Below are 22,418 nucleotides of genomic sequence, written 5' to 3' on the forward strand. Positions count from 1 at the left end.
TATCGGAAAAATAGACATATCACCTATAAGCACTCCTGTCTATTTCTTACTTGATTTTGTACATATAAAAAATACGCTATTCTTCTTATTAAAGAATAACGTATTTTTCTCATCTATTATTTTTTTATTGCGTTATACAAAAATTGTGCATATTGTTCACGTGTTACGAAATTATCCCCTAAAAAGTTCCCATTCCCGTCACCTTTTGATATGTTATTATCCTCTAAAGCTTTCACATATCCTTCTGCCCAATGACCAGTTGGTACGTCTTTAAAGTTCTCCAAATTACTTTCATTTGCCTTTAACTGAAATACTTTTTGTAATACTACTGACATCTCGTACCTAGTTAATACTCCTTCTGGACGAAACTTCCCTGTACCATCCCCTTGCATAATTCCAGCTTTTGCAACTGTAGCAATATCTTGCTCAAACATATGCCCTTTCGTATCTGTAAACATCTCTTTCTGCTCTACTTTATTTTCTAATTTCAAGTACCTTTGTACTAAAGATGCAACTTGTCCACGGGTAATATTATCACCAAATCCAAATTGTCCATTTCCATATCCTTTAAAAATATTCTCTTTCGCTAAATAATTAATTGCTTCTTCTGACCAATGTCCTTTTGGTACATCTTTAAATTCTACTACTTCTACTTTTTCATCTTCTTTAGAAGTGTTATCCCCTTTGCTTTCTACTACATTTTGAATAACAGAACCAGTGAAGAAAATGCCTGTATCCGCAAATGGATCTTTCACTCCAAATTCATATACCTTCTCACCTGGTGTATTCCATTTCACTACACCATTACTATACGTACCATCATCACTCTTCAGACGGATTTTTGTAGATACCTCGCCGTCTTTTTCGTATATAGGTACTTTTACTTCTTTATTTACTTCTGTATCCTCTAAAAAGACTTTTTGGTTTTGAACATTAATATAAGCTTTCTTACTTAGTTCTATTACTGGTCTAACATCGCGGATTTCATTTGCAACAAAACTTAAATATACTAACTTATTCAAATTACTAACTGGCGATAAGTCTGAAATATAATTTGCTTCTAAATCAAGCTTTTGTAAGTTTACTAGATTTGATAATGGAGTAATATCCTTTAACTCATTATTAGGTAAATCTAATTCTGTAAGCTGAGTCATTTTAGCAAGTGGTGTCACATCTTCAATTTGATTTTTCCCGATAAATAATTTATTTAATTGATTCATTTGATCAATACCCGATAAATCTTTAACCTTATTACGCGTTAATACTAAGTCCTTTAAAGGTAATGAATATAACGGTTTAATATCTTCAATTTGATTACCTGCTAAAGTTAAGTATGTTACATTTTTCAACGCGCTTAATGGAGCAACATTCGTAATTTTATTATTTGCTAAATTCAAGTAATCTAGTTGTTCCATTTTCGCTAATGCTGTTACATCTTCTATTTGGTTGCCTGATAGATATAAACTTTTTACATTTTTCATTCCAATTAGTGGTGCAACGTTTGTAATTTTATTATTACTCAAATCAAGAGATTCTAAATTATCCATCTTAACAAGTGGTGTTACATCTGAAAATTCATTACCACGCAAAGCTAAATGATTTAATTGCTTTAAATTCGCAAAGAACGACGGATCTGTTAACTTCGCATTCGCAACTGTTAAAGATTTTAAATTCGGCATATATTTTAATGCACTATAATCAAGAATCTCATTCGTGTTTAAAAACAAGTCCTTTACTTGTAATAACTCTTCTTTCGTAATTGGTGTATTTAAATCTTTTCTATTAAATACTTTTTTATTAACAAGTTCTCTTAATTTGTTATCTGTTATCATATTTTGATTATCAACTGGATTATCTGTTTCCGTATTGCCTGAATTAGAGTTATCGTCTGGTTTCTCTGTTTCTTTGTCGCTTACAGTTGGATCTTTAATTTCAAATTGAACTTGATATTTGTGATCGTATCCAATAGCTGGAATAAGTATATGCATTTGCATATTATGCTTCTTCTCAAATTCACCAATTTCAAATTGAACTACTTTCGTTCCATTTTTTCTTTTGTCTTCTGACAGAACTTTCACATCATGAAATACACCAGGTTGATTTCTATCTTCTATTCTAAGATATTGAAAATAATCGCTATCTTGCATTGTTACAGTAACAATTTTTTTCCCGTCTTCAATTGCTACTTTAGGATTTTTTATGTACTGAGAAACCATAGATGGCTCATCTTTTTGATCCTTATATATTTTAATCTCAGTATCATACGTGCGATCACTGGCTGCTGCTAACGACTGATTTGCTTCAATTTTTATTGCTGCTAATGCTGGAGTAGAGTATGCAGCAAATGGAATAGCTAATGTTGTTGCTACTACTAGAGCTTTAATATAACTTTTTTTCAAAATAATATCCCCTTGTCTTATATATATTTTAATTGATAATCCCTATCAATTACTAACATAATAAATGATAATGAATCTCATTATCATTGTCAATGGGAATATTACATTAAGTTTATAATTTCCATAGATACAAAATAAAAAAGCCTTTACTCAAAGGGCTTTTTTACCTATCGTATGAAGAATTTCACTTTTTTCCTTTTCATTAATAACACCAATTTTTTGCAAAATGTTTGCATACAATACAAGTTTATTATATATCCGTTCTGACATAATTCCCCTTCTTTCCTTCGACCAACTTTTTTTGTATTGGTAAATTATATGAACGAGATGAGAAAATGTGTCCACTTTTTGCATAAATACAAATCTTTTATTTTGTTACTTACTGATAGTAAAACTCCCACCTAAAAATTAGGCGGGAGTCTAGATGTATTCAATTCATTTAGCAAATTGTCCATTGAATATTATGTTTTTTGACTTCTTCTTCAAAACTATAAGGCATTTTCTTATCACAAATGACATGTTGAATATGAGAAAATGCTGCTATTCTATAATTCCCTTTTACGCCTACCTTTGTATGATCACATAAAATATATGTTCTCTCAGCTAGCTTAATCATCGCTTCTGAAAGTTTCGCCTTTTCTAATTCAAAGCTAGAAACCCCAAAGCCTGGCAACAACCCATCAATCGAAACGAATGCCTTATGAAAATGAAATTGATGGATTACTTGCTGTGAAATAGACCCTGACACCCGTGAATGTTTTGGGGATACTTTTCCACCAATAAATAAAACCTCACCATGAAACATCTTTTTATTAATAGAAGATATTAATTGTGTCGCTACTGGAAAAGAACTCGTAACAATCGTTAAATTTTTACGATGAACAAGATATGGTACCATTTGAAGTGGTGTACTTCCATCATCAATCGCAATAACATCTCCATCTTCTACAAACGTTGCTGCTTTATACCCAATTCTTTTCTTCTCTTCTATATGCAGCATTTCTCGTTCTAACATTGGTGCCTCTATTCCAGCTCCCGGAAGTTGAACGGCTCCACCATACACTTTCTTCAACTTCTTTTCACGATCTAATTCTTCTAAATAACGGCGAATCGTCTCTGTTGATACTGCAAACTCTCTCGCTAATTCTGAAACTTTTACTTTCCCTTTAAACTCTACCTTCTCAAGAATTGTTCGCTTTCTTTCTTCGCCCACTACAGACATAGCCTCACCCCATTTATATCTACCTTATAAACTGCCTTACTTATACAAAGTTATAATTTTCTTTTTCAGTGAAAATCTCTTCATGAATATAAATACCACGCTTTTCTAATTCGTCAAAAATGATTTGTGGATTTTCAAAAGCTTCTTCAGGAATAACAACACCGACTTTATTAACTACTCCTTTTGCAATTAACTCTGTAGCGACTCCGAATGGGATTCCAACATTTCTTGTATAAGCTCTTAATTTCTCCCAACCTACTACAGAACCATCAGATAACGGATGTGTATGATATAACACATGCCTTTGTTTTTCATTATTTTTCATACCTACTACCTCTACATGAAGTGCATAACCATAAAGCTCTGTTTCTTTTCCTTCTTTCGATTTTAGTAGATACTTCGAAATACAATCCATAATACCTATTTCTTTACCTTTTATTTCAATTTGATCATTACGCAATATACCATAATCATATAAAGCACGAATGAGCTGCATATTTTGCTCAGGCCAAGTACCTCTCGTTTCAATCAGCACAACACCTTTGTCCTCCAATGCCTTCGCCAACGTAATCGTTTCTGAATGCGGGATTATATACTGCGTTGTTTTTCCATAAGGCGCTGGTAATTCGATTTCTCTTGGGCGCGCAAACGGAGGTACTTGCTTAAATTCCCCGTCTTCATACACTGTACGCGATGGTAAATGTGGATCATATTCATATGTCGTTGTTTCTGTAATTGATGCAGAAAAAGCAATTGGGCGATATGAGCCATGGCTTACTCGAACTGACTCTACAGTATCTAGCTGATTTGCTGCATACATAGCCATCATTTGCGTTACACCTGGCGTCATACCGAACCCAGGTAAACATGTTTTTCCGTTTTGAACAAATATAGAATGGGATTCATTTTCTTCACCAAATCCATTCAAGTTCACACCGTGACAGCCAGCATCTGCGATACAACGAGTGGACAATCCATTTAACTTTATCGTCGTGCCGTCCATTACAATGTCATAGCCTTTCATTTTTGCAACAGTATCCTCATGATTTGTCACATCGACTTTTACAAAATCAACGCGAGGATCGTTTAACCACTCTACTACTTTTCGGCCTTCTTCTTCATTGAAATCAGCAACAGTAATTGTTCCAAATGATGAAAATTGGACTAAATCTAAAATTGCTTCACGACAAATTTTCCCTGCCCCACCTAAGCAAAATACTTTCACCCTATAACAACTCCTTTAGCAATACTATCAACTAAACGATTAATGTCTTCTTTATGTACATCACCGATATTTCCAATACGGAACGTATCTACTTTCGAAATTTTCCCTGGGTAAATAACAAATCCGTACTGCTTTAATTCGTTATATAATTGCTGAAATTCAAATCCTGCTTCTGGATAAATGAAAGATGTAATAATAGGCGATTGATATTTTTCATCTACTAGTGACTTAAATCCGATTTCGCTCATTCTATTCACTAATAGTTTTTGATTGTTATAATATCGATTGTAACGCGCTTTTACTCCGCCCTCTTTTTCTAATTCAAGTAGTGCTTGATAAAAAGCGTGTACAACATGTGTAGGTGACGTAAAACGCCATTTTCCATTTTGATTTTCCATCGTCTCCCACTGATCGTATAAATCTAATGATAATGAACGTGCCTGCCCTTTACATTTCAACAATTCATCGCGCTTTGCAATAACAAAGCCAAACCCAGGAACCCCTTGAATACATTTATTCGCACTACTAATTAAAAAGTCAATTTGCAACTCAGCGATATCTATTTCAATACCACCAAAACTACTCATTGCATCAACTAGTGTTACTTTTCCATATTGCTTCCCTAATTTACATACATCTACAATTGGATTGATAATACCTGTTGTTGTTTCACAATGAACAACTGCAATATGTGTAATCTCTTTATCTTGTTGTAATATCTTTTCTACTTCTGCAATATTAGTAGGCTCCCATTCTTCCGTTTGACTAACCACCACATCTATATGTAACATCTCTGCCATTTGTACAATTCGCTTACCGTACGCACCATTTGTACAAACAAGCAACTTTCCATTTCTAGGAATAACAGAACCAATTACTGCTTCAACTGAAAACGTACCGCTTCCTTGCATGAGAACAGTCGTATATTTCTCTTCTTCCTTCGTTGCTAACGATACAAGTTTAGCTCTTACATCTTGCACCATCGTGTTATATTCAGCATCCCACGTACACCAATCGTATAACATAACTTCTTTTACCGTTTTTGTTGTCGTTAATGGTCCTGGTGTTAATAATAAATAGTGATTATCAGTCATGATCCTATGCCCCTTTTATGAAATAATAAGTTCTTGTTTCTCGATATGTTCCATTACGCTTTCGAGTTCCTGCATCGTTTCTATCGTAAAGTGCGCCCCATTTTCAACGAAACGATTGCGAACTACTTCTATTTTTTCACGAAGTTCTATCGGATCCATATTCTCCACTTCCTCTTCAGTTAAACCTAGCTCGCTACTGCCAAGAATTACACCAACTGTCCACATTCCAGCATTTCTTCCCTCTTTCATATCTGATACCGTGTCTCCAACTTTTATCATATGATTCATTGGATATACACCAAGTTCCATCGCATTTTTATAACACATCCACGGATATGGGCGACCGGCTGGAACATCATCTGGCGTTACAAGAAAATCAGGTTTATACCCTTGTAGCGCTGCTTCTTTTTCTACAATATCCATCATTTCTCTCGTATAACCAGTCGTTGAACCAATTTTAATTCCTCTTTCACGTAAAGAAGCAATCACTTCTTTTACTCCATTAATCGGCGACGCATAGCGTGGTAAAATAGCGAAGAGAATTTCTTCAAATTCTTCATACATCTCCTGAATATCTGCTTCTGCTGGTAATTGTCCGAAAACACGATTCCACTCACTCGCAATACGAGGCATCTCTGTTAATGCCCTAACATGATCAATTTTCAATAACCCCATTGGCTTACGAGCTTCTTCTGCAGTAATTTCAACACCGCGTTTATGGAAAATCTCCATAAATACTTCCAGTGGTGCAAAACATCCATAATCAACTGTCGTACCCGCCCAATCAAAAATAACTGCTTCTATTTTCATTCAATCCATCACCCTTCTTATTTATCTTTTTTGCCATTGTGAAGTTCGGTTACGAAGTGCTTTCGTTCCCCATTCATATACAACTCTTACTACAATATTTGTAACAACAATAAGTACACTCATTGCAGCTGCTGGTGCTACATTTCCTGCATCATCCATATTTACAATTGATACAGCAGCTAGTTTAAAATCAGCTGCATACAAGAACACTACTGCCGATACAGTTACCATTGAATTTACGAAGTAGTACATAACCATTTCTAAAATGGCTGGTAAACACATCGGTACCGTCACTCGAAAGAAAGTTTTATAAAACGGTATGCTCATCGACTGCGAAACAAGCTCAAACTCTCGATCTAGTTTCTTTAACGCCGTCGTTGCCGTAACGAATGTTACAGAGTAGAAATGAATGATATTTACTAATACTAAAACGGCAATTGTGCCATATAAAGAATGAAACGGGTTTGTTATTGAAAGTCCTAGAATTTGAATTGTTGGTTGACTGAAGAAAAAGACATATCCTAATCCAAGTACTAATCCAGGAATCGCTAACGGTACAATTGAGAAGAAATAACCTACTTTTCTTAAAAATTGTAGCTGTTCTATTTTTTCAATCGCATAAGCGAACACAAATGTTAAAATCGCCCCGATAACTGCCGTAACGGCTGAGACAATTACACTATTTTTGAATGCTTCAAGTCCGTCTCCTGTCAAACTTGAAAAATTAAAATGCTCAAATGTAAAACTCATATTATATGGCCATACTTTCACACTTGCAGCAATACCAACTGCCACAAATAAAAGAATGATCATAAGCGTTACTACGCTACAATATACGAATGAAATAACATCTCTTTTCTTATTATTTATTATTCTGTAAGGTACTGCTTTTGAAGATAAGAGATTCGCCTGTTTCCTTTGCGTAATACGATCAACTGCAAATGCGAAAATAGCTGGGATTAATAAAATCATTCCGACAGTTGCGCCCATGGACATATTTTGCTGTCCAATTACTTGCTTATATACGTCCGTAGCAAGCACGTTATATTGTCCACCAACAATTTTTGGTGCCCCAAAATCAGTGAAACTAAGTGTAAATACAACGAACATCGCACTAATTAATCCGTATTTCACACTAGGTAAAGTAACCGTAAGAAACTGCTTCGCTTTACTTGCACCTAACATATTAGAAGCTTCATATAAACGATAATCAGAACCTTGGAAAGCAATTAATAAAATAAGGAATGCTTGTGGAAATGTATACATAACTTCAGCCATTACAATTCCTACTGGTCCGTATAACGGTATTTGTATTCCTTCAAATAAACCAAACATCCCTTTTGTTATTAACCCTTGATTACCAAATAAATATGTCAGTGCGATACCGTGCATCATCGTCGGTGCGAATAATGGTAATAATGCTACGTATTGAAATACGCGCTTTCCAAAAACATTGGTACGAGCAATCGCATATGCATAAGCGAACGCGAGTGTAACTGAAATAATTGTTGTAGCGCCCGAAATCCATATCGTATTTTGTAATGATTGTACTAGCGTTGGTGTTGTGAAATATTTACTGAAATTCGCAACACCAATGAAAGCTCCGTCTTTATCGTAAAAGGCTTGTGTAAATAGTTGTAATAGAGGCAATACAAGGATGATCAAAAAAGCAAGAAGCATACCAATAATTAATAGTCTTTGTATCCACTCTTCTTTACCAATACGTCTCTTAATCTTTTTTTTCGTACTTTCTACCTTGAAATTTTCTAACATCTCCATCTATACAATGACCTTCTTTCCATATGACAACATATGATTTTCTGAGAAAGAGATTTGAATCGGCTCTCCTTTTTTAATAGCAGTTGCCTCTACTTCTGATGCCAATATATCCACTACAATTTTCTCGTTATACAGATGTGTTTTTTCTTCTACGACTCGCACTTCTGTTCGATATACAGATCCGCGAAATTCCATACTTTCCACAACCGTTTTAATACCATCGTTTTGTACAATTGTTACATGTTCAGGACGAATTGCATGTTCTTCATTATTTTTCGAAAAGAAATTAATAGAACCTATAAAATCTGCCACAAACGGATTGGCTGGTCTTTGATAAATCTCCTCTGGTGTTCCAATCTGCATAATTTCCGCATGATTCATTACAACAATTTTATCAGCCATCGTTAATGCCTCTTCTTGATCATGCGTTACCATAATAGTTGTTACTCCCACTTTTTCTTGCAAATCGCGCATTTCTCTACGCAACTTTTCACGTACTTTTGCATCTAAAGCCGATAACGGCTCATCGAGTAACAAAATATCCGGAGACAGAGCGAGCGCACGTGCAAGTGCCACTCGCTGCTGTTGTCCACCAGACATTTGAGCAGGATATTTATCTTTTACATTCAGCAAATCAACAAGTTCTAACGCCGATAGCGCCTTCTCTTTTACTTCTGCTTTTCCATATTTTTTTGTCTTTAAGCCATATTCAATGTTTTCAAGTGCTGTTAAATTCGGAAATAATGCATACGATTGAAACACCATTCCGAAGTTCCTCTTTCCAGGAGGTAATGCTGTAATATCTTTTCCATCCACAGCTATACTACCTGTTGTTGCCTCTTCTAGCCCTGCTAAAATTCGAAGCAATGTTGTTTTCCCACAACCACTTGGGCCTAATAAACATACAAACTCGTTTTTTTTCACAGTAAAAGAAATATCTTTTAACGCTGTAAATGCATCAAACTGTTTTTGAATGTGTTGAATTGATAAATATTCGCTCATTTTTTCTCTCTCCCACTCACTTACTTTTTCGGTTCTGCTTTTTGGCCAAACTCTTTTTCCCATTTTTCTAAAATTTTGTCGCGATTTTCTGCTGCCCACTTAAAGTCATTCTTTTTATATAACTTTTCTGTCACATCTTTAGGGAATCCATCTGGAAGTTTATAATCATTTTTAATTGTCGCAAATCCATTTTTCTCGAAGTATAACTTCATTACATCATCAGTAATTGCCCAATCTAAAAATGCTTGTGCTAATTTATCATTTTTTGCATTATCTTTTTTAATAAGTGCGTTCGCTTCTACTTCCCAACCTAGTCCTTCTTTCGGCAATACAACTTCAACTGGTGCACCTTTTTGTTTCTCTTTCAAAGCACTATAAACCATTGATACGCCAACTGGATATTCACCCGCACCTGCTAATTTCGCTGGTTTTGAACCTGAATGAGTATAAGTTGCCATATTATCATGAAGTTTCTTCATGTAATCCCAGCCTTTATCTTCACCCATAATTTGTAACCATGCAGAAACTGTTAAAAATCCTGTTCCAGAAGAAGCTGGATGTGGCATAACAAGCGTTCCTTTATATTCTGGTTTCGTTAAGTCTTCGTATGATTCTGGCATCGGTAAATTTTTCTTCTTTAATTCTTCTTTATTTACAGCAATCCCCGTCATAAATGCAGTATTTCCTACCCATTTTTCTGGTTGCTTATCGTCTTTAAATTGTGGAAGAACACGATCTGCTCCTTTTGGAGAGTATCCTTTTAACATATCTTTTTTATCTAAAGCTAATAGACTAGACGCTGCAGTTCCCCATACAACATCTGCTTGTGTATTTTTTCCTTCAGCTAGCAATTTCGCTGTAATAACTCCAGTTGAATCACGAACAATGTTCAACTTCACGTCTGGATACTTCTTTTTAAAAGAATCAAGATAAATTGGTACAAGTTCTTCTTCGATCGCTGTGTAAACAGTTAATGATCCAGATAATTTATCATCTTTCACTTTTGCCCCAGCACTTTCTTCTTTTTTTGCACCACACCCCATTAATAACGAAAATACCATTCCAGTTGCTACAGCTTTAAAGATTGTTTTTTTCACTGTCTCTCTCTCCTTTTACAAATCTTATGTACAATTCAAATATAAACAACTAGTGTAAAAGCAGTATTAAACCAACATTAATCTTTTGTTTGTTGTTTGTTTTTGTGTAATACGTTGCTACTTCTATGTTTTTTCGCATTTTTCTGCTAATATCAAACGTGAAATTTACAAATAATTAAAAAAACCTTTATAATCCCACAAAAAAATGAGGCGTTTGTAAAAAACGCCTCATTTTTGTTTACCTTTTTTTGAATTACGATTTGCGTACTTCGCACTATTTTCTCCTTCATACTCTACTGCAAATTCTGCATCGGGTAAGCTTTCTTTCGGAGTTTTATTATTATTAATTGCTGCATTTTGTTTTACTTTCCTTTTTACCAATATACTCACCTGCTCTCACTAAATAACTTTCTATTCTAGTTTGAAACAACTTAAAGTAATTATTACTGGGAAGTGTTAACAAGTACATAAGAGCTTATATATGGAAATACTACATACGAACAAACCATTACAAAAAGGAGCGATGACTTTGAAGGAGAAAGAAACGATCCAATCGCCAATTTTAGACGAGACGCTCCCTCATCAAATGAACTTTCCATCATTTAAAGGTACAGGAAAAAAGATGCAACAACCTTTTATAAATCAATATGATGTTGTAATTGGAGACAGTAAATACGATTCCACTAATAGTCCCCTTAATAATTGGAGTGATGAGGTAGATCCTGCCATTATGGCTGGGGAAGAATGGATACATCCTACAAATGATATCGGGTGGATTTCAGAAGAAAATCAAGAACTACTTAAAAATGAAGTTGATAAGAAAAATGCTGCTTTTATGCATCCTCAATTTGGAATTAACGACTAAAAAACCATTCTACCTAACATAGGTAGAATGGTTTCATACTATCCAATAATAATTCTCTCTTTCGGATATTTATAGCGAGGTGGTTGCTCTCTTCCGCCACTAGCTAATATAAATGTTAAAATACCGACGCGTCCGATAAACATAAGCACAATGAGTACAAGTTTACCAACAGTTGTTAAATCGGGAGTAATACCTGTTGATAGTCCCGTCGTCCCAAAAGCAGAACAAACTTCAACTATTAAGCTCATAAGTGGTACATTTTCTGTAATGGATAAAATAAATAGCGCTGAAGCACATAATAAAATCCCCATCGTCATAACGACAGATGCTTTCAACACATCTTCTTCATGTAGCTGACGTTTGAAAACTCGGACTGTTCTCCCGCCCCTTGCAAATGTATATAACGATAATATACTAACAGCAAATGTTGTTGTACGTATTCCGCCCCCAACTGAGCTTGGAGATGCTCCAATGAACATTAAAATGCTCATAAATAAAAGCGTTGGTTGTGATAATTCACGTATGTCCATTGTAGCAAGTCCACCACTTCGCGTCGTCACAGATTGGAATAACGTATAAAATACAGTTTCATGCCATGACTTTCCTACTAAAAAATGATTTCGTTCTAATAAAAAAATCATAATTGTTCCAACAATAACGAGTACAAAAAATGTCGTTGTCGTCAATTTTGTAAATAATGAAAAGCGAAATAGTTGCTGTCTCCTTTTACTAAGGAATTGCTTTACTTCCATTAACACCGGGAAACCAATAGCTCCTAAAATAATAAGCAACATATGAATCATTTGAACAATATAATCTTTTTTGTACGGAATAAGTGATTGTCCTGTTAAATCAAATCCTCCGTTCGTTGTTGCACTCACAGCGGCAAAGAAACCGTGAAAATAAGCTTCTTGCCAAGTCGGGAAATATAGTAAAAATCTTGTACCTAACAGTATTGCTCCAATGAGTTCTATCGAAATAATTACAATTAAAATAGAACGCATCAATTCTACAAGGCCCGATAAATTTCCTTGGTTATGGTCTGCCATAATTAACCTTCTTCTTTGCAAACCAATCTTTTTACCCGTTATAATCCAAACGAATGTACCAAGTGCCATAATTCCTAATCCGCCTAATTGTAAAATCAAGGCTAAAACAATAATTCCTGCTGTTGTAAACGTATCTGAAATAGTAACAACAGAAAGTCCCGTAACACTTACAGCACTAACAGATGTAAACAGCGCATCTATAAATGTCCATTTCACACCAGGCTTCGTAACAAATGGTAAACTAAGTAAAATTACCGATACTACTACCGCTAGTAAATAAAATACAACGATAAGTTGCACGGGACGTAATTTTTGTAAAAACTTTTTTATATCTCTCATTCCATCACTTCGCTACCTTTTTCTATCGATTAAATAAAGAAAAATCATCACTTTCTTCATTTGTAAATAACTGCTGAAATAGTTTCGCAAATACCATTCCGTATACAGTTCCATTTCCCCCATACGGCAGTGCGTAATATAAATTATGTATTTCTTTATCTTCTTTTAAAATAGGGAGACCATCATGACTGCCACCAAATGCTGCTGCCCAATAGTACTCTGCCTGTATATTTTTATTTTGCGGGAACATTTCTTTTACAATGTTAATAAGGATATCACGTTTATGCAATAATTTCGTATCGCCGATTGTTTGAATTTGCATCGCTTCATCTAATCCACCTACAATAATGCGGTTTTGATACGTTCGAAAGTATAAGTAAGGCCGCGCTGTTTCCCAAATTAATGATTGCTCATGCCAGCCTTCAAAATGATTTAGCTTATTTGTTACAACAGCATAAGACGTTTCTACTGTTGTGTTTTTTTCTTTCTTTCCAAAGATTGCTTCATAACCTGTCGCCATAATAATATTCTTTGCTACGATTTTATTTCCTGTATTCGTGTAACAAATTAAATCATTTTGGATTTGTTTAATATGTAATGCCTCTGTATGTTCATATATAGTAGCGCCCATTTGTTTCGCTTTATGCAAAAGACTGTGGGCTAATAAATACGGATTCACTTCTGCATCACCACTTGTATATAACGCTGCTTGTTTTACAAATGAATAACGCTTATTGATATCAGACTCTGTAAAATATTCAACCGGAAATCCATAATGGCGTAACGTATTATATTCTTCTTGTAAAAATGAAATATCCTCATCTCTACTTGCATAATACAAACTATTTCGCGGAATAAAATGGGGATCAATATCGAGAGTTGGCACGACCTTCTCCATTGTTTGCAGCGCTTCATAACAAAGTCTATATGCTCGTACCCCTTTCTCTTCACCAAATGTATGGATAAGAGAAGTTAACGATTTATCATGAACAAATTGTAATAATCCTGTATTTGCAGCTGTGCTACCACATGCAATTGCTCTTTTTTCAATGAGCATAACACGCATTCCAATTTTAGCTAACGAATACGCTATATGAGCACCTGCTTCTCCACTTCCAATTACTAGTACATCACATATCATATCATTTTCTAATGTTGGATAACAAGGTACAGAAACTCCAGCACTCCAAAACAACTTACCAGTCATAAGCTTCATAATTATACTCCTACAATGTATTTTTCTCCTTCCTATGTTTCGTCATTTTCCATAAAAAAATCCAACTAACATACGCTAGTTGGATTTCTTCTCTTTAATTAGAACGATCTTCAAGCCAATTTCCAACCGTCGGATATGTTTGCTTTACAGCCGTTCCACCATACACAATAGACATATGTCCTGTCGGTAAACACACATACTGTTTATCCGTGCTAGAAATATGATCAAGTAAAGCCTCTACTTGACATGGCAGAGCAATATGATCACGTTTTGCGGAAATATTTAAGACATTCGCCTTAATATTTGCAAGGTCTACCTTTTGTCCGCGAATAACGAGTTCACCCTTCACTAATTTATTATTTTGATAAAAATCACGAATCCATTGTCTATAAGATTCACCTGGGAACGGAATACCATCGCCTACCCACTTTTGAACTAATTTCCAACTTTCGACGAAGCGCTCATTTTCTGAACGATCGACTAAAGCAACATATGGACCGACAAAGTTTGTAATTGGTTTTAACATCTTATTTCCGAAATCAATCATTTCTGGCGGAATATTTCCGAATGTATCAACCGCTTTATCTAAATTGAAATATTTCTCATCTAATAAAGGACCGTATAATCCTGTTTCAGAGAAATCAAAAGGACTTGTCATAAAAATCAAGTTACGAATTGGCATGTCCGGATGAAGCGCTGCATAAATAGATGTTAACGTTCCACCCATGCAATAACCAAGTAAAGAAATCTCGTCCGATTTTGCAGTTCTCATTACTTTTTTCACTGCTTTTGCAATATAATCGAACACGAAATCATCAAATTTCAAATGACTATCTTCTAAACCAAATGTGCCCCAATCAAGCATATATACATCAAAACCACGATCTACTAAATATTCCACTAAACTATTTCCTGGAGTTAAATCCATAATATATGGTTTATTAATAAGAGCATATATTAATAAGATTGGAACTCGCTGCGTTTTTTCTTGTTTTGGAATGTAACGATACAGCTTCGTTTTATTCTTCGTCCAAATAACCTCTTTCGGTGTTAAACCAACTTGTGGTTCTGGTTCGCGTAATAAAATTTCGCTCGCTCTTTTCACACGACGATATGCTTTGCGATATTCTTCTGGGTACAACTCTAATTGCTTTTCCCATTCTGTTACGAATGTAGTCATTTTTTTATCCCCTTTTCGGTCGATTTCTTTCTAAAAAAAGAAGTGCATTCCTGCTATGGATATGCACTTTTTTCTTACTTCATTACATGTATAATCCGCCGTTAATGTTTAATTGCTGACCAGTGATATACGCACCGTCACGGCATAGGTATACTACACCTTTTGCAATTTCATCAGCTTGACCAAAACGTTTTTTCGGGATTTTCGCAACGATTTTTTGACGCACTTCTTCTGGTACTTCTGCTACCATTTCAGTATCAATAAATCCTGGGCAAATTGCGTTTACAGTTACATTTGTTCTTGCAAGTTCTAACGCTAATGATTTTGTAAATCCTAACATACCTGCTTTTGCTGCTGAGTAGTTTGTTTGTCCAAATCCACCAGCTTGGCCAATAATAGAAGAAATACTAATGATTCTTCCTTCTTCTGCTTCCGATATGTATGGAAGTACCGCGCTTGTTGTATTAAATACACTGCTTAAGTTCACGTCAATTACGCGCTCCCAATCTTCACGATTTAACTTTTTGAATGTACGATCTCTTGTAATACCAGCATTATTAACAAGAATGTCAACTTTACCAAAATGATTCACAGCTTCTTCTACAAGTCTGTTTGCATCTTCTACTTTAGAAACATCCGCTTGAACTGCATAAACATCATGTCCTTCTTTTCCTAATTCATTTACTAAGTTTTCAGCTGCTTCTTTACTGCTGTTATAGTTAATAACTACTTTTGCTCCCTCTTCTGCTAATGCTACTGTAATTGCTTTTCCAATTCCTTTTGCCCCACCTGTTACGATTGCTACTTTGCCATTTAATTGAACCATTTCTTTTCCCCCTTAAATGAATTTGTGAACGATTGTTATGAATCATTTTGGTACTCATACTAATTGAGTCCATATATTAATTATGTTTCGTTGTTTATACATGAAAAGAGATTCTCCCTCTCTCTTTTACACGTTATAAACAAACGCTTTTATCATTTTTTATTTTCTGGCTTATTTACAGGCTTTACTTCTTCTTTTACAGGTACTTGTAGTTTAGCTAGTACTGCATTTTGCTTTTCTAGCAATTCTAAAATTTGATCAACTTTCGTTTCTAACGTGCGCATATCTTGTTTTACTTTCGTAACATCACGCTTTAATGTAGGAGCTTGTCCTAATGAATCCACTTTCTCTTCTAAAATTTCCTCGATGTTATCAACTTTATTTTCTAAGTTAATAACAAGCGTAGCTACTCTAGCGATATCCTCTCTCGTCGGCACATTCACCTGTTCTAAATAATTTTTTGTCGTATCATTTAATGCTTTTTGATAAAACAAATTCAAATCTAGAACGCTGCCCATCCAAGCAGAATATTCTTCTGTTTTAATTGTTTCATTGAGCGCTTTTCCCCAAAATGTTTCGGTTTGTTCATAAGCATTTTTCCATGCTTGCAATGGATCGAATTTTTGATCAATCACTTCGACTACACTCCCTTTTTCGTTTTTGAAACAATTCAACCTATTCACTATTTTCTAATATTCCGAATAAAACTTCAAGTATATATTTTATTTTTCTTTATTTTCTAACAAATGTATTGACATTAAAAACAGATAGGTGTAAATTGCACTTATAAGCAAAAAATTCCATCTAACTGATTCATGAGGTGATGCACAATCATGCTACATAATGAACCAGAACACCCAGAAAGTTTGGAAAAAAACCAAGCGAAACAACCAAACTCCATGCCAAAAAACTTCTTAGTTCCTTTCTTACTTCTCTGTCTAAAAGACTGGAGTCTTCATGGTTACAAACTTATTCAAATGCTAATGGACATCGGCTTTTCTTCTGTTGACCAAGGTAATGTGTATAGGACACTACGCAAATTAGAAAAAGAAAATCTTATTTCTTCTACTTGGGATACAAGCGAAGGCGGGCCAGCGAAACGAATTTATTCTTTAACAGAATATGGAGAGCAATATTTAACAACATGTGCGACTTCTTTTGAACATTATCAAAATATGTTGCGGACGTTTTTCACGTTATACACCAATGCATTCTTTCCATTTTCTACTTCTCCAGAAAAGGATGAAAAGGATTCTTCATCTTCACCTGGTGGTACAGCAGAGTAATCTGCGTTCACAATATGCAAAAAAACATTTGGAGGTCAAACAATGGAAACTAAGCCATACGAATTAGTCGATGCATTTTGGAAAAACTGGTCTCAATCTCTTTCCCTCTTCTCTTCAGCCGGGAAACAATTAGAGCAACTTACTTTAGAAACGTTAAAACAACAACAAGACGCTTTGCATAAATTAACATCAGGAGTAGATGAACTAGAAAAAGAACTACATCAATTCACTGCTCAGTTCAATAACCAATATACGGATTACGTGAAGCAATTAACTGGAAACTCCTTAAATGATCAAATTAACGAGTGGCAAGAAAAATGGAATGAGCTTTCTACTCAAATGCACCAACTTACTGTTTCTCCTACGAAAACATCTTTGTCTATTCTTACTCAAACTAGCGGTCAATTTGAAGAAACAACAAAACACTTTATCGAACAACAACAATCGCAACGTGAAGAGGTTCAAAAACAGTTAGAAGTTTTTTTGGGAGAGTTCAAGTCCAAACAACTAGAACTCGCAAAGCAGTTCGAGGAAAACTCAAAAAATTTATTTACTTCCATCAAGTAAGAAAAATGTGGCAACTAACTGCAGCACAAACAAAACTCTTTCTTCCTCCTACTACATCAAGATGGCTTACATTTTTCGATATGGAAAAGAAGGAGGACAAAATGAATCCATTTCAAGAAGCACAAACTGTTCCGGAGCTTCGTTACGATGAGATTCAAGTCGGTGATCAAGCATCACTAACAAAAAAAATTACGGATGAGGACGTTATCAATTTCGCAAAATTGACTGGAGATGTAAATCCTATTCATATTCTAGACTCTTTTGCAAAAACGACAATGTTCAAAGAACGTATTGCTCATGGCATGCTCGTTTCAAGTTTTATTTCTACCATTCTTGGAACGAAACTCCCGGGCAAAAATACGATTTATTTATCTCAAAACGTTTCATTCCGTGCTCCTGTCAAAATCGGTGATACACTTCGCGTTGTGGCAGAAGTTATAAAAAAACGTGACGATAAAAAAATCATTACGCTGCAAACAAACATATATAATCAATCCGATGATATTGTCGTGGAAGGTACAGCGACAATACTGAAAAAAGAGTAGCAAATTTGCTACTCTTTTTTTCTATCCAAGAACTTCTAAACACACCGATTACTTCCGTGTATGAGCACGTCGTTTCCACATAAAATAACGGTACCAGTTCAGATAGTACTTAGCTGAACTGGACTACTCATAAGGATGTGTATCAACATGGTAAAAACAAACAAATTACTAGTTCCAGGTGCAGAACAAGCGCTTGAACAATTTAAATATGAAATTGCGCAAGAATTTGGTGTAAGCTTAGGGTCTAACACAGCATCTCGTTCTAACGGCTCAGTTGGCGGTGAAGTAACAAAACGTCTTGTTGCTTTAGCTCAACAACAATTACGCGGATAATTATATAACATATGGCTTAGAGGCAGATATTCTCTGCCTCTTTCTTTTTTAACATACATAATAGTTCTTCTTCACATACTAGTAAGAGCAAATTGAAAGGAACGATATGTGACATGAAACGGATTAACATTAGCATGAGCCCTCCCCGTGTTCTTACTTTATCTTTTATTACGCTATCAATTATTGGTACATGCTTATTAAAATTGCCAATTGCTACAACAACATCTATTTCATGGCTCGATGCCTTATTTACAACGGTTTCTGCTTGTACGGTTACAGGACTTGGTGTTGTGGACACTGGAAAAGTATTTACCTTATTTGGTCAATGTGTAATTTTAACACTTATACAAGTTGGCGGCCTTGGCATTATGAGCTTTGCTGTTTTAATTGCAATTATGCTCGGCAGAAAAATTGGTCTTCAAAACAGAATTTTATTACAACAAGCATTAAACCAAACAAATGTCGGTGGAATCATTCGTCTTGCAAAAGCATTATTTTTATTTTCTTTTGCTGTAGAATGTATCGCTACTTTACTTCTCTCTTTTGAATGGGTACCAAAATACGGAATTGCCAAAGGTATATATTATAGCTTTTTTCATTCGATCTCTGCCTTTAACAATGCTGGCTTTTCTATATGGAGCGATAATTTAATGTCCCACTCTCATAGCGTTCTCGTCAATCTTGTTATTTCTTCTCTCATTATTTTAGGGGGAATTGGTTTTACAGTGATCGTAGATATAAAAAGAAAGAAAAACTTTAAAAACCTTACTTTGCACTCAAAACTTATGCTCTCTTCTACTCTAATCGTCAATATTATTGCTACAGCTTTTATTTTTATATTCGAGTTTCATAATTCAATTTCCATGAGAGGTTTTACCCCCTTTGAAGAAGGTATGGCTGCTTATTTTCAAGCGATTTCGACGCGCACTGCCGGGTTTAATACTGTTGATATCTCTGCATTATCAAAACCTTCCCTTTTATTAATGATGCTTCTTATGTTTATTGGTGCTGGCAGTGCTTCAACTGGTGGTGGGATTAAGTTAACAACTTTTTTAATTATGTTTTTAGGCGTATTTAAATTTTTGCATGAACAAGATGATATTGTCGTGTTTAAAAAATCCATTAAAGATACGCTCATTGTCAAATCTTTAACGATCACCATTATTTCAATTTCGTTTATTTTTCTTTCTATTTTAATTTTAAGCATCACTGAACGAGTTCCTTTATTAATGAGTGCTTTTGAAGTATTTTCAGCATTTGGAACTGTCGGCCTTAGCATGAATTTGACGCCACACTTAACAATCATCGGCAAAACAATTATTATCTTTATGATGTTTTTTGGAAAGATGGGGCCTTTAACATTAGCCTTTTCATTTGCCCGCAAAAAACAAAGAAGAATAAAATATCCAAACGAAGATATTTTAACAGGTTGACAACCGTATAAATTATCCATATAATGAGAATACAATAGCATATCTCCAAAGGGGAGTAGCGTCCAAGAATTATTTCTTGGAAACAAAGTCGTCATTACGTAGAACTTAGTTCTTCCGGCTTTGTTGGCATTTTCATTACATATGTCTAGCAAGACCTTTGCCTATCAACGGCAGAGGTCTTTTTTGTTTTTACCAATTCCTTCCACCGTTGATGCGCAGGAGTATGGGGAAACTAAACAATGTGGAACTTCTTCACTTGTTTAGTATTTATAGAAATGAGAGGAGAATGTACATGGATGTATCATTATTATTGGAGTATGGTTGGGTATTACTCATCCTAATTGCACTAGAGGGGATTTTAGCGGCTGATAACGCTCTCGTTCTCGCAATTATGGTAAAACATTTACCAGAAGAAAAACGTAAAAAAGCACTATTTTATGGATTAGCGGGGGCATTTGTTTTCCGATTCGGATCATTATTTATGATTTCGTTCCTAGTCGATGTATGGCAAGTGCAAGCAATCGGTGCCATTTACCTTATGTTTATCGCTGGTAATCACTTATTTAAAACGTATGTTAAAAAGAATACGGATGAAGACACAGCAGAAAAAGAAGCAAAGAAAAAACAAGAGAACTTTTGGTGGACTGTATTTAAAGTCGAGGTTGCTGATATTGCCTTCGCAGTTGATTCAATTTTAGCTGCTGTTGCATTAGCAATGACTTTACCAAAAACAGGATTAGGTACAATTGGTAGTCTTGATACTGGGCAATTCGTTGTTATCTTTGTAGGTGGACTTATCGGATTAATCATTATGCGATTTGCAGCAACTGCTTTCGTACAAATATTAAAACGTAAGCCAGGACTTGAAACTGCAGCATTCTTAATTGTAGGTTGGGTTGGTGTGAAGTTAGCAATCTATACATTAGCACACCCTGCATTAAATGTAATTCCACATTCATTCCCAGAATCTACTCCGTGGAAACTTACATTCTGGATTGTATTAGTTGGAATCGCAGTTGGCGGTTGGTTCTTCTCGAAAGAAGTAGAAGTAAAAGTAGAAAAGAATTTAGACGAAAAAGCGCTGTAATTACAGCGCTTTTTCTTTTTTGCTTCAATTCCCTCTCTATTTTTAGAAAAAATTCCATTATACTACCTTTTGTAACCGCTTTCTTAATGTATGTATGTCCTTTTTGTGAAACATTGCACAAACTTATTGAAACTATGAACAATTCCATGTACTTTATTCATATAAGGAGTATTTATAGATGATGTACTAAAGGAGCGTATTACTCATGCTAGAACAAGGATTAGATTATGTTGTCAAACTGGCTAAGAGCAAAAAGCAAATGCTAGATACAAGTCCAATGCAATATTTCATTCGTGCGGCACTTGCGGGTATTTATATCGGTTTTATTATTGTACTATGTTTTAAATTAGGTAACTTTTTTCACATTGCAGATTCACCAGCAACTTATTTAGCTGCTTCTATGTTTTTCGGAATTGCTCTCGTACTTATTATATATGGCGGCGCTGAATTATTTACTGGCAATACAATGTACTTCACAGTAGCAACTTTAAGAAAAGAAACAACTATTTCTGATACACTTCGCAACTGGGTTGCTTGTTATGCAGGTAACTTAGCTGGTGCTTTATTCTTTGCCTTACTATTTTACGCAACTGGAATTTTCGAAGCAATTGATCACAGTCATTTAATGAATAAAGTCGTTGAAGGAAAGATGAATACACCTACAATGCAATTATTCTTTAAAGCAATTTTATGTAACTGGCTTGTCTGCCTTGCCTGCTTCTTACCTTCTCAAGTTAAAGGTGATACAGCAAAAATAATGGTTATGATGCTACTTGTTTTCACATTCTTCTTATCTGGTTACGAGCATAGCATTGCAAACTTATCACTCTTTGCACTATCTTTAGTTTCACCACATCCTGAAACAATTTCTTTTTCAGGTGCTATTCATAACTTAATTCCAGTTACAATCGGTAACATTATTGGTGGGTCCGTATTTGTCGGTATGGTATACCACTACGTAACAAAGAAAGCACCTGTTGTTGAACAAGAAGAAACTGAATTAGTCGCAGCTCAAACAGAGGAAATCATACCTTTACAGGCACATATGAAACATTAAAAACTCC

At 35.0% G+C, this 22,418-nt stretch carries 22 protein-coding genes and 1 riboswitch; of the genes, 8 read left to right on the plus strand and 14 right to left on the minus strand.

The genetic code is table 11. From position 1 onward, the window contains the following. Window positions 1-116: 116 nt before the first annotated feature. From Q3V31_RS04660 to Q3V31_RS04700, 9 genes are all read right to left on the minus strand, one after another. Entirely contained in the window at window positions 117-2,399 is a 2,283-nt protein-coding gene (locus Q3V31_RS04660; RefSeq protein WP_071735041.1) for an NEAT domain-containing leucine-rich repeat protein, read from the minus strand. A gap of 439 nt (window positions 2,400-2,838) precedes the next feature. After that, complete coding sequence (locus tag Q3V31_RS04665; RefSeq protein ID WP_000117655.1) at window positions 2,839-3,621, minus strand: DeoR/GlpR family DNA-binding transcription regulator; 783 nt, start codon at window positions 3,619-3,621, stop codon at window positions 2,839-2,841. Window positions 3,622-3,661: 40 nt separating this feature from the next. Then, complete coding sequence (locus Q3V31_RS04670) at window positions 3,662-4,846, minus strand: saccharopine dehydrogenase family protein (protein ID WP_097871652.1); 1,185 nt, start codon at window positions 4,844-4,846, stop codon at window positions 3,662-3,664. Beyond that, entirely contained in the window at window positions 4,843-5,940 is a 1,098-nt protein-coding gene (gene phnW / locus Q3V31_RS04675; protein WP_329762576.1) for a 2-aminoethylphosphonate--pyruvate transaminase, read from the minus strand. Before phnW ends, Q3V31_RS04670 begins: the two co-directional genes overlap by 4 nt. 15 nt (window positions 5,941-5,955) lie before the next feature. After that, window positions 5,956-6,750, minus strand: a complete 795-nt coding sequence (phnX, locus tag Q3V31_RS04680; RefSeq protein ID WP_000687369.1) for a phosphonoacetaldehyde hydrolase — start codon at window positions 6,748-6,750, stop codon at window positions 5,956-5,958. A gap of 21 nt (window positions 6,751-6,771) precedes the next feature. Then, window positions 6,772-8,529 carry a putative 2-aminoethylphosphonate ABC transporter permease subunit gene (locus tag Q3V31_RS04685; protein WP_000425504.1) on the minus strand — a complete coding sequence of 586 codons (1,758 nt, stop codon included), beginning with the start codon at window positions 8,527-8,529 and terminating at the stop codon, window positions 6,772-6,774. Beyond that, window positions 8,530-9,531 (minus strand): putative 2-aminoethylphosphonate ABC transporter ATP-binding protein, encoded by a 1,002-nt coding sequence (locus Q3V31_RS04690; RefSeq protein ID WP_097871649.1) that lies wholly within the window; start codon window positions 9,529-9,531, stop codon window positions 8,530-8,532. Between the two features lie 20 nt (window positions 9,532-9,551). After that, entirely contained in the window at window positions 9,552-10,628 is a 1,077-nt protein-coding gene (locus tag Q3V31_RS04695; protein ID WP_000750898.1) for a putative 2-aminoethylphosphonate ABC transporter substrate-binding protein, read from the minus strand. A gap of 228 nt (window positions 10,629-10,856) precedes the next feature. Then, a complete protein-coding gene (locus Q3V31_RS04700; protein WP_000240801.1) occupies window positions 10,857-11,009 on the minus strand; it encodes a hypothetical protein in 153 nt (50 codons plus the stop codon). Between the two features lie 100 nt (window positions 11,010-11,109). Here Q3V31_RS04700 and Q3V31_RS04705 point away from each other — a divergent pair, with 100 nt between their 5' ends. After that, entirely contained in the window at window positions 11,110-11,493 is a 384-nt protein-coding gene (locus tag Q3V31_RS04705) for a DUF3905 domain-containing protein (RefSeq protein ID WP_000404295.1), read from the plus strand. 38 nt (window positions 11,494-11,531) lie between these two features. Here the strand turns inward: Q3V31_RS04705 and Q3V31_RS04710 are convergent, their stop codons facing one another. The 5 genes from Q3V31_RS04710 to phaR form a co-directional block, all read right to left on the minus strand. Beyond that, on the minus strand, window positions 11,532-12,881 hold the full coding sequence (locus Q3V31_RS04710) for a TrkH family potassium uptake protein (RefSeq protein WP_001204721.1): 1,350 nt from the start codon (window positions 12,879-12,881) through the stop codon (window positions 11,532-11,534). A gap of 22 nt (window positions 12,882-12,903) precedes the next feature. Beyond that, window positions 12,904-14,097, minus strand: a complete 1,194-nt coding sequence (locus Q3V31_RS04715; protein WP_044741030.1) for an NAD(P)/FAD-dependent oxidoreductase — start codon at window positions 14,095-14,097, stop codon at window positions 12,904-12,906. A gap of 94 nt (window positions 14,098-14,191) precedes the next feature. After that, window positions 14,192-15,277 carry a class III poly(R)-hydroxyalkanoic acid synthase subunit PhaC gene (gene phaC / locus Q3V31_RS04720; RefSeq protein WP_000206836.1) on the minus strand — a complete coding sequence of 362 codons (1,086 nt, stop codon included), beginning with the start codon at window positions 15,275-15,277 and terminating at the stop codon, window positions 14,192-14,194. Window positions 15,278-15,359: 82 nt separating this feature from the next. Then, a complete protein-coding gene (locus Q3V31_RS04725; RefSeq protein WP_000250406.1) occupies window positions 15,360-16,103 on the minus strand; it encodes an acetoacetyl-CoA reductase in 744 nt (247 codons plus the stop codon). Between the two features lie 152 nt (window positions 16,104-16,255). Next, window positions 16,256-16,738 (minus strand): polyhydroxyalkanoic acid synthase subunit PhaR, encoded by a 483-nt coding sequence (gene phaR / locus Q3V31_RS04730; RefSeq protein WP_000566956.1) that lies wholly within the window; start codon window positions 16,736-16,738, stop codon window positions 16,256-16,258. Between the two features lie 198 nt (window positions 16,739-16,936). On the opposite strand from phaR, the gene phaQ reads away from it, so the two are divergent. The 7 genes from phaQ (at window position 16,937) to Q3V31_RS04765 (ending at window position 22,411) form a co-directional block, all read left to right on the plus strand. After that, complete coding sequence (gene phaQ, locus Q3V31_RS04735) at window positions 16,937-17,389, plus strand: poly-beta-hydroxybutyrate-responsive repressor (protein ID WP_000903018.1); 453 nt, start codon at window positions 16,937-16,939, stop codon at window positions 17,387-17,389. Window positions 17,390-17,431: 42 nt separating this feature from the next. Further along, window positions 17,432-17,956: a polyhydroxyalkanoic acid inclusion protein PhaP gene (gene phaP, locus Q3V31_RS04740; protein ID WP_000448577.1), complete on the plus strand. Its 525-nt coding sequence runs from the start codon at window positions 17,432-17,434 to the stop codon at window positions 17,954-17,956. A 101-nt stretch (window positions 17,957-18,057) separates the two neighbouring features. Further along, window positions 18,058-18,501 carry a MaoC family dehydratase gene (locus tag Q3V31_RS04745; RefSeq protein ID WP_001067911.1) on the plus strand — a complete coding sequence of 148 codons (444 nt, stop codon included), beginning with the start codon at window positions 18,058-18,060 and terminating at the stop codon, window positions 18,499-18,501. Between the two features lie 147 nt (window positions 18,502-18,648). Continuing rightward, a complete protein-coding gene (locus Q3V31_RS04750; RefSeq protein WP_000241212.1) occupies window positions 18,649-18,834 on the plus strand; it encodes an alpha/beta-type small acid-soluble spore protein in 186 nt (61 codons plus the stop codon). A 113-nt stretch (window positions 18,835-18,947) separates the two neighbouring features. Continuing rightward, entirely contained in the window at window positions 18,948-20,267 is a 1,320-nt protein-coding gene (locus tag Q3V31_RS04755) for a TrkH family potassium uptake protein (protein WP_000822347.1), read from the plus strand. A 38-nt stretch (window positions 20,268-20,305) separates the two neighbouring features. Beyond that, window positions 20,306-20,480: riboswitch (yybP-ykoY riboswitch) on the plus strand. Between the two features lie 79 nt (window positions 20,481-20,559). Continuing rightward, window positions 20,560-21,354 (plus strand): TerC family protein, encoded by a 795-nt coding sequence (locus tag Q3V31_RS04760; RefSeq protein ID WP_000383307.1) that lies wholly within the window; start codon window positions 20,560-20,562, stop codon window positions 21,352-21,354. Window positions 21,355-21,559: 205 nt separating this feature from the next. After that, window positions 21,560-22,411, plus strand: coding sequence for a formate/nitrite transporter family protein (locus tag Q3V31_RS04765; protein ID WP_000893054.1), 852 nt, complete (start codon window positions 21,560-21,562; stop codon window positions 22,409-22,411). Window positions 22,412-22,418: the final 7 nt, after the last annotated feature.

This window comes from Bacillus nitratireducens, assembly GCF_036320425.1.
Classification (GTDB): domain Bacteria; phylum Bacillota; class Bacilli; order Bacillales; family Bacillaceae_G; genus Bacillus_A; species Bacillus_A nitratireducens.